At 61.0% G+C, this 14,387-nt stretch carries 12 protein-coding genes; 5 read left to right on the top strand and 7 right to left on the bottom strand.

Annotation, left to right across the window (positions count from 1 at the left end):
- Positions 1 to 134 precede the first annotated feature (134 nt).
- Positions 135 to 1,064: an AraC family transcriptional regulator gene (locus ACA068_RS22985; protein ID WP_497305008.1), complete on the bottom strand. Its 930-nt coding sequence runs from the start codon at positions 1,062 to 1,064 to the stop codon at positions 135 to 137.
- Between the two features lie 336 nt (positions 1,065 to 1,400).
- On the opposite strand from ACA068_RS22985, the gene ACA068_RS22980 reads away from it, so the two are divergent.
- The gene (locus ACA068_RS22980) at positions 1,401 to 1,754 is read left to right on the top strand and encodes a putative quinol monooxygenase (RefSeq protein ID WP_497305006.1); all 354 of its coding nucleotides are present in this window, start codon (positions 1,401 to 1,403) and stop codon (positions 1,752 to 1,754) included.
- A gap of 41 nt (positions 1,755 to 1,795) precedes the next feature.
- Entirely contained in the window at positions 1,796 to 2,026 is a 231-nt protein-coding gene (locus tag ACA068_RS22975; protein ID WP_083375873.1) for a hypothetical protein, read from the top strand.
- On the opposite strand, the gene ACA068_RS22970 is transcribed toward ACA068_RS22975, so the two are convergent.
- From ACA068_RS22970 to ACA068_RS22950, 5 genes are all read right to left on the bottom strand, one after another.
- Positions 2,027 to 2,656, bottom strand: coding sequence for a flavin reductase family protein (locus ACA068_RS22970; RefSeq protein WP_131063247.1), 630 nt, complete (start codon positions 2,654 to 2,656; stop codon positions 2,027 to 2,029).
- A 240-nt stretch (positions 2,657 to 2,896) separates the two neighbouring features.
- Positions 2,897 to 4,216, bottom strand: a complete 1,320-nt coding sequence (locus ACA068_RS22965; protein ID WP_497305004.1) for an MFS transporter — start codon at positions 4,214 to 4,216, stop codon at positions 2,897 to 2,899.
- A gap of 311 nt (positions 4,217 to 4,527) precedes the next feature.
- Positions 4,528 to 5,853, bottom strand: coding sequence for a sigma-54-dependent transcriptional regulator (locus ACA068_RS22960; protein ID WP_497305002.1), 1,326 nt, complete (start codon positions 5,851 to 5,853; stop codon positions 4,528 to 4,530).
- Positions 5,847 to 7,613, bottom strand: a complete 1,767-nt coding sequence (locus ACA068_RS22955; RefSeq protein ID WP_497305000.1) for a sensor histidine kinase — start codon at positions 7,611 to 7,613, stop codon at positions 5,847 to 5,849. Before ACA068_RS22955 ends, ACA068_RS22960 begins: the two co-directional genes overlap by 7 nt.
- Before the next feature lie 163 nt (positions 7,614 to 7,776).
- The gene (locus ACA068_RS22950; RefSeq protein ID WP_008156025.1) at positions 7,777 to 9,300 is read right to left on the bottom strand and encodes a fumarate hydratase; all 1,524 of its coding nucleotides are present in this window, start codon (positions 9,298 to 9,300) and stop codon (positions 7,777 to 7,779) included.
- Between the two features lie 499 nt (positions 9,301 to 9,799).
- Here ACA068_RS22950 and ACA068_RS22945 point away from each other — a divergent pair, with 499 nt between their 5' ends.
- The 3 genes from ACA068_RS22945 to ACA068_RS22935 are packed head-to-tail and all read left to right on the top strand — an operon-like array spanning position 9,800 to position 12,615.
- The gene (locus tag ACA068_RS22945; RefSeq protein WP_497304998.1) at positions 9,800 to 10,906 is read left to right on the top strand and encodes a GGDEF domain-containing protein; all 1,107 of its coding nucleotides are present in this window, start codon (positions 9,800 to 9,802) and stop codon (positions 10,904 to 10,906) included.
- Positions 10,899 to 11,834: an iron-sulfur-binding ferredoxin reductase gene (locus tag ACA068_RS22940; RefSeq protein ID WP_497304996.1), complete on the top strand. Its 936-nt coding sequence runs from the start codon at positions 10,899 to 10,901 to the stop codon at positions 11,832 to 11,834. Before ACA068_RS22945 ends, ACA068_RS22940 begins: the two co-directional genes overlap by 8 nt.
- A gap of 31 nt (positions 11,835 to 11,865) precedes the next feature.
- Positions 11,866 to 12,615, top strand: a complete 750-nt coding sequence (locus ACA068_RS22935; RefSeq protein ID WP_497304994.1) for an enoyl-CoA hydratase-related protein — start codon at positions 11,866 to 11,868, stop codon at positions 12,613 to 12,615.
- A gap of 203 nt (positions 12,616 to 12,818) precedes the next feature.
- On the opposite strand, the gene pyk is transcribed toward ACA068_RS22935, so the two are convergent.
- Complete coding sequence (gene pyk, locus ACA068_RS22930) at positions 12,819 to 14,270, bottom strand: pyruvate kinase (RefSeq protein ID WP_140667576.1); 1,452 nt, start codon at positions 14,268 to 14,270, stop codon at positions 12,819 to 12,821.
- Positions 14,271 to 14,387 lie beyond the last annotated feature (117 nt).

The following is a 14,387-nucleotide window of genomic DNA, read 5'->3' as shown; positions in this document are numbered from 1 at the left end:
TCTAGAGGTGTGTTGACTGGACTGGCCTCTTCGCGAGCAAGCCCGCTCCCACATTGGATCTGTGTCGTTCACAAATCCCCTGTGGGAGCGGGCTTGCTCGCGAAAGGGCCAGTAGCCTCACCACAAAAATCAGATCAGACGGACAACCGCAACCGCGCCAAATCCCTTAACGGCGGCGCCCCGAACAACCGGCTGTACTCCCGGCTGAATTGCGACGGGCTTTCATACCCCACCCGATACCCGGCCGCTGACGCTTCCAGCCCTTCGGCCAGCATCAACCGCCGCGCTTCCTGCAAGCGCAGTTGCTTCTGATACTGCAACGGGCTCATCGCCGTCATCGCCTTGAACCGGTGATGCAACGTCGACACGCTCAGGTTCACTTCCTTCGCCAGATCATCGATACGCAGCGGTTGCTCATAGTTGCCGTTCAGCCACTTGATCGCCTGACTGATGCGGTGGCTCTGGCTATTGGCAATCGCAATCTCATACAGCCGATGCCCCTGCTGACTGCGCAATAACCGATAAAGAATCTCCCGGCGAATCAGCGGCGCGAGCATGGCGATGTCTTTCGGGGTATCGAGCAAACGCGCCAGACGCAACACCGCGTCGAGCATCGCCGTATCAATCCGTTCGACATACAGGCCGCGGCCGGTGGGGCGGGTCGGTACGCCCAAAGGGCCGGCGTCGGCAATCAGCGCGGTGATTTCGGCCGGATCAATATCCAGTCGCACCGCGAGGATCGGTTCTTCAGACGTGACATTCACGACGCGCCCGCTCAGTGGCATCGAGACCGACACCACCAGGTAATTCAGCGGATCGTAATTGAAGTATTCATCGGCCAGCCTGACCTCTTTGCGGCCCTGGGCCATGATGCACAACGCCGGTTGCGCCAGCACCGGAGCAAAGTCATGGGACTTACCGTGACGCGACATGAACAGCGAGCCGACCGCTGTGGCATAAGTGCCATCGTCCGTTGTGTTGCGACGGATGATCGTGGCCAGTTCTGCGCGCTGTTTCTCCATGTCGGCATCCAGCGGGGCTTGAAAGTGATCGAACGACGACATGCCGGGCATCCTCGTTGAGGTGTTGGTAATGGGGCGAGCTTAAGTTTGTGCAAGACGCAGCGGTAGACACATCCTGCCTCAAGCTTGCCTGATTCTGCATGGAGTGGATCAGCGGTGCCTCTATGGCTGCACCTGCCAAGGGAAACTTGCTTGAAAGCCTTGTTTCAAAGGTACGAACATTTTTTACAGGTTGTTACAGGTATATCGGAACGCCGCGCAGGATTGTGCAAAAAGCCGGCAGGAATCGACTAACCGCACTTCCCCCTGCGCGCTTAACCTTTGATCCTGTCGCAGCCCGTCCCCCGGCTGCCACTCGACTCCCTGGGAGGGTTGAACATGTCTACGCAGATCCCCGTCAGTCATATGGCTTTTGTCCGTGCCCGCGCCGGGCGTTCGGCGGAGCTCGGTGCGCGCCTGAGCGCCTTGATCGAGCCGTCCCGTAGCGCGCCGGGTTGTCTGAGTTTTTCCCTGCAGCATTCGCAATGTGATCCAGAGTTGTGGCTGGTGTCCGGTTTCTGGACGCACCAGCAAGCGATGACGGCCTATTTCAGCACGCCCGCGATGGAGATTTTCGCCGAGCTGGTGCAGGAGATGGTGGTTAACAGCCTGGATTTTCATACCTTCAAGGACGTGTCGGCCGACCAGGCGCGGGGGCAGTCCCGGTCGTGGGTACACAAAATGGCGGGTTGAGGGTTTAATGGCTCCATTCTCAATCAGCCAGGATCCGCGACATGGCACGTAAAGCCTTTGATCATTTCGAAGCTGTTTCCGCTGTAGTACCGGGCGAGGGGGGTTACCACGCCGCTATCGCCGTCAAAGCCATCGGTGGCACCGGAGCGCCACGTTTTCACAAAGTACTTGAAGGGCAAATCTTCAAGACTGCCAACGAGGCTGATCTGGCCGCCGCCAAAGAGCTGACCCGCCTCAAAGACGTCAAAGAAGACGCCGACCTGCTCTGGTAATCACTTGACCGCCCCCGGGCGGAACATCTTGAACAATGCCTCTGGCCCCAGCTGAAAGTAATCCGCTGGCCCGCCGCCGCGCAGAATCGGTTCTGCCGCGGCGGTGTCGTACACCCCGTCTTTCAACAGCCACTTGGCGATATGCACGGCGACCACTTCGCCCAGTATCAGCCAGCTCGGCACCACGTTCCCGTCCGCCCGCTGCAATTGAATGATCTGCGTGACCTTGCACTCGAAGGACACCGGGCTTTCGGCGACCCGTGGCACCTGAATGATTTTCGAGGCGACCGGGGTCAGGCCAGACAGCTCGAACTCGTTGACCTCGGGCGGGACCATGGCGCAGCTCTGATTCATCTGCTCGGCCAGTGGCCGGGTGGCCAGGTTCCAGGCAAATTCGCCGGTCTGCTCGATGTTGTTCAGGCTGTCTTTACGGCCGACGCTGGAAAACCCGATGATCGGCGGAATGTAGTTGAAGGCGTTGAAGAAGCTGTAAGGCGCCAGGTTCAAGCGGCCATTGGCATCCTGGGAGGAAATCCAGCCGATGGGGCGCGGGCCGACGATGGCATTGAACGGGTCATGCGGCAAGCCGTGGCCGTTGGCGGGTTCGTAGAAGTGGATGTCGTCGGGCATGTAAACAATTCCTGGGCTGCATTCGGGATGCGCCAATAGTGCAAGGACGACCACGTTATTTCCAGCGACACGCCACTGTAGGAGCGAGGCTTGTCCGCGAAGGCGATTTCAAATTCAGCATCGATGTGGCTGACACTACGCCTTCGCGGGCAAGCCTCGCTCCTACAAGGGGATGTGTAGACGCAATTAAAAAGGGGCAGACCCGCTAAGGTCTGCCCCTGTTTTATTGCGCCAGCCGAATCAGTCCGTTTCGATCCGCGAATGTTTGCGGGTGTCTTTCATGGTGATGTACACCAGCAACGACACTGCAATACACGCCGTCACGTACCAGTAGTAACCGGTTTCCATGCCGATGCTCTTGAACCACAGCGCGATGTATTCAGCGGTGCCGCCGAAGATCGACACGGTCAGCGCATACGGCAGGCCGACGCCCAGCGCACGGATTTCGGTCGGGAACAGTTCGGCTTTGACCACCGCGTTGATCGAGGTGTAGCCGCTGACGATGATCAGCGCCGCCATGATCAGGAAGAACGCGCCCCACCAGGATTGAATGGTGTGCAGGGTGGTCAGGATCGGCACGGTGAACAGCGTCCCGAGCACACCGAAGGCAATCAGGATCGGACGACGGCCAACCTTGTCCGACAAGCCGCCGATGATCGGTTGCAGGCACATGAACAGGAACAGCGTAGCGGCGGAAATCGTGGTGGAGTCGGAGATGCTCATGCCGACCGTGTTCACCAGGTATTTCTGCATGTACGTGGTGTAGGTGTAGAACGCCAGGGTGCCGCCCATGGTCAGGCCGACCACGGTCATCAGTTCCTTAGGGTGGCGCATCAAGGTGCGCATCGCGCTTTCCTTGGCCTTCTCTTTCTTGGTGAACGACTCGGTTTCTTCCATGCCACGACGCAGGTACAGCGCGACCACGGCACACAGCGCGCCGATGGCGAACGGGATGCGCCAGCCCCAGGCGTACAGTTCTTCAGTGGTCAGGGTCTGTTGCAGCACGATCAGTACGGCCAAGGCGATGAGCTGACCCGAAATCAGGGTCACGTACTGGAAGCTGGAGTAGAAGCCGCGACGGTCCTTGGTCGCCATCTCGCTAAGGTAGGTCGCCGAGGTGCCGTATTCGCCACCGACCGACAGGCCTTGCAGCAAACGGGCGAAAATCAGCAGGATCGGTGCGCCGATGCCAATGGTTTCATAACCGGGGCTCAGGGCAATCAGCAGCGAGCCGAAACACATCAGATACACCGAAGCCATCAGTGCTTTCTTGCGACCGGCCTTGTCAGCGTACAGGCCCATCAGCCAGCCACCGATCGGGCGCATCAGGAAGCCCACGGCGAAGATCGCGGCGGTGTTCAGCAGTTGGGCGGTGGTGTCGCCTTTGGGGAAAAAGGCCTTGGCGAAGTACAGGGAGAAGGCCGCGTAGACGTACCAGTCGTACCACTCGACCATGTTGCCGACAGAGCCGCTGAAGATCGACTTGATGCGACTGGCGGTGGTTCTTTCTTTGGCAGGCAAGGCAGCCGACCCGAGGGGCAGGGCGTTGGAGTTATCCATTGAAGGATCCTTCGTTTAATTGTTTTTGTGGAGCGCGTTGAAACGCAGCCTGCTTGGGCTATAGCAGGAGGTGTGCCAGATCAAGGAAGGCTGGTTTAGAGGGGTTGCGGGGATTTGGTGAGCGGAAATCCGCTTATGCTGGGTTGGGCGTGAGCGGAAAATTGCTTATCTGGGTTGTGGGTTTGTATTGTTTGTATTGGCCCCTTCGCGGGGAAGCCTCGCTCCTACAGGGTTTGCGTCGTTTGCAGTATTTTCGAGCGACACAAATACCGTAGGAGCGAGGCTTGCCCGCGAAGAGGCCCGTTCAGGCACTACAAGAACATCTCCCGGCTCAACCCATGCCGCTGCATCTTTTCATTGAAGGTCCTGCGCGGCAGTTGCAGTTCTTCAAGCACCGCTTTCACGTCACCCTTGTGCCGGGTCAGCGCCGCGCGCAGGCAATGCGCTTCGAACGCCTCCGCCTGCGCCGCCAGCGACTGGCCGGGGTCGATCCCGACCGGTTCCGGCTCGCCCAACCCCAGCACCTGACGCTCGGCAACGTTCGCCAGTTCGCGCACATTGCCCGGCCAGTCGTGGCTCAGCAGATGGCTCAACTGCGGGCCACTCAACGGTGGAAACGTGCGGCCCAGACGCTCGGCGGCATTCTGCGCAAACGATTCGAACAACAACGGAATGTCTTCACGCCGCTCGCGCAAGGGCGGCAGGCGCAACTCAGCAACGTTCAACCGATAAGCCAGGTCCTCGCGAAAACGCCCCGCCCGTGCCTCATCCAGCAGATCAGGCTTGGTCGCGGCGATGATCCGCAAATCCACGCGAATGCTCTGATTGGAGCCCAGTCGCTCAAGCTTCTGCTCCTGCAGCACCCGCAGCAACTTCACCTGCTGGGCCAGCGGCATGCTTTCGATTTCATCGAGAAACAGCGTGCCGCCGTCCGCGTATTCAAGCTTGCCAATGCGTTTGCCCGAGGCGCCGGTAAAAGCGCCGCTCTCATGGCCAAACAACTCAGCCTCGAACAACTGCTCGGGAATCGCCGCGCAATTGAGCGCCACAAACGGCTTGTCCGCGCGCGGCCCGAAGTCGTGCAGGCAGCGGGCGACCAACTCTTTGCCGCTGCCGGTTTCACCACGGATCAACACATTGACCGGCAATGCGGCCAGATCCAGCACCTGCCGGCGCAAGGTCTGCAAACCGCGTGACACGCCCAGCAGCGTCGCGTCGAGTTTTGCGCGGTTGTCGGCCAGCTCATGCAAGGCACGGTTTTCCAGCACCAGCCGGCGCTTGTCCAGCGCCCTGCGCAAACTGCTCAGCAGGGTTTCCGGGCTGAAGGGTTTTTCGAGGAAGTCATAGGCGCCATCGCGCATCGCTTCGACCGCCATCGGTACATCGCCGTGGCCGGTCAGCAGAATCACCGGCAGGTCGGCATCGCGGCGCTGAACCTCGGCCAGCAACTCCAGGCCGGTCATGCCGGGCATGCTCACGTCGCTGAGGATCACGCCCGGGAAGTGACCTGGCAACTGCGCCAGGCACTCATCGGCTCGGCTGAACAGCTGCACCTCGAAACCCGACAGGCTCAGCCATTGCTCGACGGCGCTGCGAATGCTGCTTTCGTCGTCGACCACCATCACGGAATTCAGCATGGGCCGTGGGCCTCCAGATCGATGGGTAAAGTCACGGTGAACACGGCGCCGTTGGCGTGATTGTCGGCGCTCAGGCGCCCACCCGATTCGTGCACGATGGCAAACGATACCGCCAAGCCAAGGCCCAGGCCATCGCCCACCGGTTTGGTGGTGAAGAACGGGTCGAACACGTTCGGCAAGTGTTCTTCGGCGATGCCGCCTCCGTTGTCGGTGACGGTCAGGCGCCAGAGTTGCTCGTCGGCTTCGAGGCGGATTTCCAGGCGTTTGCAGGGTTTGTCCTGCATGGCATCCAGCGCATTGCGCAGCAGGTTGATCAACACCTGTTCCAGGCGAATCGCATCGCCACGGACCCACGCCGGACGCGTCAGGTGCAGCACGGTGCTGACCTGCTCATCACGCAGACGCGCGTCGAGCAATTGCAGCGATTGGTCCACCACCGCCGCCAAATCCAGCCGTTCGCGCAAACCGCTGGGGCTTTTACGGGCAAAGGTTTTCAGGTGGCCGGTGAGGGCGGCCATGCGCGTCAGCATGTCGTCCACCGGTTTCAACGCCTTGTAGGCGTCGTCGACCCGGCCGTGATCGAGCAGCAGCCTCAGCGTAGCCAACTGCATGCGCTGGGCGGTCAGCGGCTGATTGATTTCATGGGCGAGGGCGGCGGACATCTGGCCGAGGGCCGCCAGTTTGGCCGATTGCACCAGACCGTCCTGAGCGGTGCGCAGGTCGCGGGTGCGCTCTTCCACCAGTTGTTCGAGTTCTTCACGGCTGCGCTGGCGCATTTTCGCCAGGCGCCAGCGTTGATTGAGGAACAGCAACAGAAACACCAGCGCCAGCCACAGCCCGGCAGCGGCGAGCGCGGCGTTGCGGCTGTCCTCGAAGGCGACTTGCGGGCGGCGCAGCAGGTGCAAGGTCCAGCCTTCCGTGCTCAGCGGCAGCGATTCCCACAGGTAATTGGCCGTACCGTCCGGACCGGCGACCCGCGTCAGATCGCTGTTGTCGTCAAAGCGCTGCAGCGATTGATAGTCCAGCGGTGTCAGCGGTTGTTTGTCGTATTGGCGGGTGACCTTGAGCTCGGCGCGATCGCTGTCGCTCAAGGGTTTCAACAGGCGATAGCGCCAGCCCGGCTGGTTGGCGATGAAAATAATGCCGCGTGCATCGCTGACCAGCAACGTGTCGCTGCCCTGGCGCCATTCGCGCTCCAGTTCCGGAAACTCGAGCTTCACCACCATCGCCCCGAGGAATTCGCCACTGTCGCTGGTCACCGCGCTGGACAGGAAATACCCCGGAATGCCGCTGGTCACGCCCACCGCATAAAAGCGCCCGGTGCCTTGGGTACGGGTTTGGCTGAAGTAGGGGCGAAAACCGTAGTTGTGGCCGACGTAACTGCTGGGCAAACGCCAATTGCTGGCGGCCACGGCGAGGCCGGTGCGGTCGAGCAGTTCCAGGGTCGAGGACTGCGCGGCACCGTTGATTTTTTCCAGTTTGCGGTTCAGCGCGTCCTGCTGTTCGGTCGTTACCTGGCCATTGAGCGCGCCGCGCAACTCCGGGTCCAGCGCCAGCACGGCGGGCAGGGCGCGGTAGCGATCAATCAGGGTATGCAGGGAGTTGGCGTAGAGCGCCAATTGCTGATTGGCCCGCGCGGCGTCTTCGACCAACGCCTGGCGTTCGGCGTGACGCAGGGCAAAACCGGCCGCCAGTGCGGCACCGGCGAGGATAAGGAGGGTGTATAGAGTTATGCGTAAAGAGCGAGAAGACTCAAGCATGCCGGGGATTACACAAGTGTGCGGAGGGCGCGAACCATATCACGACGGTGTTGAGCATTCCCACGCTGAAATCCACCACCTTTTTGACATAGATAAATAAAGCAAATAAAAAAGGCGGCAAGAGCATAGCCCCTGTCGCCTTTTTATTTCGTCGTCGACGCGCTTACTGCACTTCGACCGCCAGGCTTTCACTGATCTTTTTCTGCCAGATGGCAGGACCGGTGATGTGTACCGACTCGCCCTTGCTATCCACCGCAACGGTCACCGGCATGTCTTTCACGTCGAACTCGTAGATCGCTTCCATGCCCAGTTCGGCGAACGCCACCACACGTGATTTCTTGATGGCTTGGGCCACCAGGTAAGCCGCGCCGCCGACTGCCATCAGGTAAACGGCTTTGTGGTCCTTGATCGCTTCGATCGCGGTCGGGCCGCGCTCGGATTTGCCGATCATGCCCAGCAGGCCAGTCTGCTCGAGGATCTGACGGGTGAACTTGTCCATGCGAGTGGCGGTGGTCGGACCGGCAGGGCCCACAACTTCTTCGCGCACCGGATCAACCGGGCCGACGTAGTAGATGAAGCGACCTTTCAGATCGACCGGCAGGGTTTCACCCTTGTTCAGCATCTCGACCATGCGCTTGTGCGCGGCATCGCGACCGGTGAGCATCTTGCCGTTGAGCAGGACGGTTTCGCCCGGCTTCCAGCTCTGCACGTCTTCCGGGGTCAGGGTGTCGAGGTTGACGCGACGAGCCGACGGGCCGGCTTCCCAGACGATTTCCGGGTAGGCGTCCAGCGGTGGCGCTTCCAGCGAGGCCGGGCCGGAACCGTCGAGCACGAAGTGCGCGTGACGGGTGGCGGCGCAGTTGGGGATCATGCACACCGGCAACGAAGCGGCGTGGGTCGGGTAATCCATGATCTTCACGTCGAGCACGGTGGTCAGGCCACCGAGGCCCTGGGCGCCGATGCCCAGTTGGTTGACCTTCTCGAACAGCTCCAGGCGCATCTCTTCGATACGGTTGGACGGGCCGCGCTTTTTCAGCTCGTGAATGTCGATGGACTCCATCAACACTTCCTTGGCCATGACGGCGGCTTTCTCGGCGGTGCCGCCGATGCCGATGCCGAGCATGCCCGGTGGGCACCAGCCGGCGCCCATTTCCGGAACGGTTTTCAGCACCCAGTCGACGATCGAGTCGGACGGGTTGAGCATGGCCATTTTCGACTTGTTCTCGGAACCGCCGCCCTTGGCCGCCACGTCCACTTCCACGGTGTTACCCGGAACGATGGAGTAGTGGATAACGGCCGGGGTGTTGTCTTTGGTGTTTTTACGAGCGCCCGCCGGGTCGGCGAGGATCGAGGCACGCAGGACGTTTTCCGGCAGGTTGTAAGCCCGGCGCACGCCTTCGTTGATCATGTCGTCCAGGCCCATGGTGGCGCCATCCCAACGCACGTCCATGCCCACGCGGACGAAGACGGTGACGATGCCGGTGTCCTGGCAGATCGGGCGGTGGCCGGTGGCACACATGCGCGAGTTGATCAGGATTTGCGCCATCGAATCGCGAGCTGCCGGCGATTCTTCGCGCAGATAGGCCTCGTGCATCGCCTGGATGAAGTCAACGGGATGGTAATAGGAAATGAACTGCAGGGCGTCGGCAACGCTCTGAATCAGGTCGTCTTGCTTGATCACGGTCATGAGTCGCGCTCCTCTAAAAGACGGGAACATTCAATAAGGTGCTTGCAGCTTGGGTGCATCGGTCGGTTGCAAGCACCTTTACAAGGCACGCCGGGGCAGCTGGCGCGACGCTAAAAAGGCGCGGCAGTATAACGCGCCTCGGTTCCAGGCACACCCGCCGGCAGTCAATCGTTGGTCGCATATCGGACACACATGGATATTCGCAGAACTGCTGTTGTGGCGAGGGAGCTTGTCGGGACTCCGCACCGTCCCACCCGGCTGCGCAGCAGACGTAAAACCTGCCAGCAAGTCATCACTGAAAGACTGCAGGGGGCCGCTTCGCAGCCCAGCGGGAGCAAGCTCCCTCGCCACAAGATTGTCGCCACTTCGGGACATGCTTTTGACGCCAGTTTTCTGCCCCGAAAATTGAATGGTCATTTATCAGACACCCCACTAAAGTGGCATTCGGTCTGTAGAGTAGGACACTCGGTCAGCCTCCTTTCGCACGGTGAGTCAACGATTGACCCATAACGCCATCCAACGGCTTTTGCTCAAACGCTTTGCCCTCGCAGCCGGCACCTACGCCCTGGCTTTGGTCTTGCTGTGGCTGGCGTTTTTCACCGGGCATTTCGATGAACCGCTGACCAGCGTGGCCATCGGCAGTGCGCTGGTGGTGATCACTCAGGGGACGTTGTTCGCGGTGTTTTACAGCGGCTGCAACCTGCGTTTTTCCGACCCGAGCCTGACCGAAGCGCAAGTGTTGATGGGCCTGGGGTGGCAGACGTGGCTGATCGCCAATCTGGATGAGGCGCGCGGTGCGTTCCTGGTGTTCTACCTGTTGATCATGTTGTTCGGGCTGTTCCATCTTTCCCGTCGTGCGTTTGTGCGATGCACCCTGTTGGTGTTTTTCAGTTTCAGTGCGATCACGCTGTGGGAGGGCTTCCACTTCCAGTTGCACGACCCGGCGCTGGCCGCGTTGCAGGTGTGCGTGCTGTTTATCGTCTTGGTGTGGCTGGAGCTTTATGCCCGTTACGTCCAGGCCTCGCGTCAACGTATGCGGCAACGACGGTTTGCCTTGCAGGCGCACCAGGACACCCTGCGCGGGATGATGCGCCAGCTCGAAGACCTGGTCGCCACCGACGAACTTACCGGGCTGTTCAACCGCCGGCATTTCCTGCGCCTGGCCTCCCGCGAGCTGAATGCGATGGACGCTGGCGTGGTGCATGGCCTGGCGCTGATCGACCTCGACCACTTCAAACGTATCAACGATGTTCATGGTCACGCTGCTGGCGATCAAGTACTGCAAGCCTTTGCCGGTGTGGCCACCGCCTGCCTGCGCGAGGGGGATGTGCTGGCCCGTTATGGCGGCGAAGAGTTCGTGGTGTTGCTGCCCGACTGCAACGCCGAACGCCTGACGTCCTGTTGCGAACGGCTGCGCATCGCGTTCACCGATGTCGAACTGATCGGACTCAACGTCGCCCACCTCAGTTTGTCCGCCGGCATGACCTTGCTGGAGCTGGGCGACGATCTCGACGACGCCTTGCAGCGCGCCGATCAGGCGCTTTACCGCGCCAAGCGCGACGGTCGCAATCGTTGCGCGGCGGCGTGGGAGAACGTCGATGCCTGAGTTGCGGGTCGGCGAGCGCCACTGGTCTGTGGTGCCGGGCAGCAACCTGCTCGATGCCCTGAATCAGAACGGCGTGGCCGTGCCTTACAGTTGTCGCGCCGGCAGTTGCCATGCGTGCCTGGTGCAATGCGTCCAAGGCTTGCCCAGTGACAGCCGTCCCGATGCCTTGAGCGTCGAACAGCGTCAGCAAGGTTGGCGTCTGGCGTGTCAGTGTCAGGTGGTCGAGGACCTGCAAGTGCACACCTTCGACCCACACGTCGACGGCCGCCCGGCGCAAGTCGCTGCCGTTGATTGGTTGAGCGCCAGTGTGTTGCGATTGCGCCTTACGCCGGAACGACCGTTACGCTACAGCGCCGGGCAGCATCTGGTGTTGTGGGCGGGCAACGTGGCCCGGCCATACTCCTTGGCGAGCCTGCCGGAAGAAGACCGCTTTCTGGAATTTCACCTCGATTGTCGCCAGCCGGGTGAGTTCAGCAACGCAGCCCGCCAACTGAAAATCGGCGACCCGATCCGCCTCGGGGAACTGCGTGGCGGAGCGCTGCAATACGACCCCGACTGGAGTACTCGACCGCTGTGGCTGATGGCCGCCGGTACAGGATTGGGGCCGTTGTTCGGGGTGTTGCGCGAAGCGTTGCGTCAGGATCACCAAGGCGCCATCCGCGTCATTCACCTCGCCCATGACGCCAGCGAGCATTACCTGGCCAAACCCCTGCAAGCCATGTGCGATGTGCGTGAAAACCTCAGCGTCGAATGCTGGACCCCGGCCGAGTTGCCACAGGTGTTGGCGCAACTGCGGCTTGTTTCCCGACAAACCCTGGCCTTAGTCTGCGGAGCCCCCGACAGTGTCGACGCCTTTGCCCGGCGTTTGTACCTGGCCGGATTGCCGCGCAACCAACTGCTGGCGGATGTCTTTGTTCCCCGTGGTTGAGCGCTGATCGTTTAACGACGCGAGACTCGCCATGACCGATGCCATCCAGCTTGAACGCGAACGCGGCCTGCTGACCCTGCGCCTGAACCGCCCCGACAAGAAAAACGCCCTGACCCGCGCCATGTACAGCCACTTGGCTGACGCCCTGAAGCTGGCCGACACCGACCCCGAAATCAACGCCGTGCTGATCACCGGCAGCGCCGAGTGCTTCACCGCCGGCAACGACATCGCCGATTTCATCCAGCAACCGCCGAGCAACCTCGACAGCCCGGTGTTTCACTTCATGGTCAACTTGCTAGAGTGCCGCAAACCGGTGATCGCCGCCGTGGCGGGCGCTGCAGTGGGGATCGGCACGACGATGTTGCTGCATTGCGATCTGGTGTATGTCAGCCGTGATGCGCGGCTGCGGATGCCGTTCGTGAACCTCGGGTTGTGTCCTGAGTTTGGTTCCAGCCTGATCCTGCCGCGATTGCTCGGGCACGCAAAAGCGGCGGAGTTGCTGCTGCTCGGCGAAGGGTTCAGCGGTGAACAGGCCGCGGAGTGGGGCATCGCCACCGAAGCGTTGGGCAGTGGTGAAGCGGCCTTGACCAAGGCGCGGGAGATGGCGTTGCGGTTTGAGTCATTGCCACCGGACGCGGTGCGCATCAGCAAGCAATTGATGAAAGCGCCGGACCGGGAATTGCTGCGCAAAGTGATCGAAGAGGAGGGCGCGTTGTTCACCCAAAGGTTGCGTTCGCCGGAGGCGATGGCGGCGTTGTCGGCCTTTATCAAACGGCATTGAATAATGCGGTGACTGGACTGACGCCTTCGCGGGCAAGCCTCGCTCCTACGGTGGATTTTCGGCGCTCACATAACCTGAGCGAGCGGTGCGACGATTCGACTTGCCCGCGAAGAGGCCCATCCAGGCGACACATCTTCCGGATCAAAAACCAAAAAGCCCCGCCATTCACATGACGGGGCTTTTGTTTTTCAGCAACCGGTCAATCAGACCATCTTGTCGCCAACGTGCAGGATTTTCATCCCGTTGGTGCCGCCGATGGTGTGGTAGCTGTCGCCCTTGGTCAGGATGACCCAGTCGCCTTTCTCCACGACGCCGCGTTTGAGCAACTCGTCGATCGCGGCCTGGCTGACTTGCTCAGGCGGCAGCGATGCCGGGTCGAACGGTACGGTGTAGACGCCACGGAACATGGCTGCGCGGGCCTGGGTTTCGCGGTGCGGGGAGAACGCGTAGATCGGCACCGAAGAACGGATGCGCGACATGATCAACGGCGTGTAGCCACTCTCGGTCAAGGCGATGATCGCTTTAACGCCCGGGAAGTGGTTGGCGGTGTACATGGCAGCCAGGGCGATGCTCTGGTCGCAGCTTTCGAAGACCTTGCCGATGCGGTGGCTGGAAGTCTTGCTGGTCGGATGCTTTTCAGCGCCGACGCAGATGCGCGCCATCGCTTGCACCGCTTCCAGTGGGTACAGACCGGCAGCACTTTCTGCCGAGAGCATCACGGCGTCGGTGTAGTCGAGCACGGCGTTGGCCACGTCGGACACTTCGGCACGGGTCGGCATCGGGTTCTGGATCATCGACTCCATCATCTGGGTCGCCACGATCACAGCCTTGTTGTGGCGGCGTGCGTGCAGAATGATCTTCTTCTGAATGCCCACCAGCTCGGCGTCGCCGATTTCCACACCCAGGTCACCACGGGCAACCATCACCGCGTCGGAGGCCTGGATCAGCGCATCGAGGGTTTCGTCATCGGCCACGGCTTCGGCGCGTTCGATCTTCGCCACCAGCCAGGCGGTGCCGCCGGCTTCGTCGCGCAGTTGACGGGCGTATTCCATGTCGGCGGCGTCACGCGGGAAGGACACCGCGAGGTAGTCGACTTCCATTTCTGCGGCGAGCTTGATGTCGGCCTTGTCTTTCTCGGTCAGGGCCGGCGCCGTCAGGCCACCGCCGCGACGGTTGATGCCTTTATGGTCGGACAGTGGGCCGCCGATCAGCACGGTGCAGTTCAGTTCAGTGGCGGTGGCGGTATCGACGCGCATCACCACGCGACCGTCGTCGAGCAGCAGCTCGTCGCCGACGCCGCAATCCTTGACCAGGTCCGGGTAGTCGATGCCGACCACTTGCTGGTTGCCTTCGGTCAGAGGATGGCTGGTGGAAAAGGTGAATTGATCACCGATCTTCAGCTCGATCTTCTTGTTGGCGAATTTGGCGATACGGATTTTCGGGCCTTGCAGGTCACCCAGCAGGGCGACGAAGCGGCCGTGCTTGGCTGCGAGGTCACGCACCAGCTTCGCGCGAGCCTTGTGCTCGTCGGGGGTGCCGTGGGAGAAGTTCAGGCGGGCGACGTCCAGGCCAGCCAGAATCAGCTGTTCGAGAACTTCCGGCGAGTTACTGGCCGGGCCAAGGGTAGCGACGATTTTGGTACGACGGACGGACATGCAAAGACTCCTGAGTTCAAGCGCTGAGTGAGGCTACTATGGTCCGAAGTTGTAGTCATTGTTCATATGCACTACTTATTCGTTTATATCTTTAACCGAACATTCCTGAAGATTTCT

This window comes from Pseudomonas sp. LBUM1660, assembly GCF_059695935.1.
Note: the sequence above shows the minus strand (reverse complement) of the source record. Positions and strands in the feature narration are given on the sequence as shown.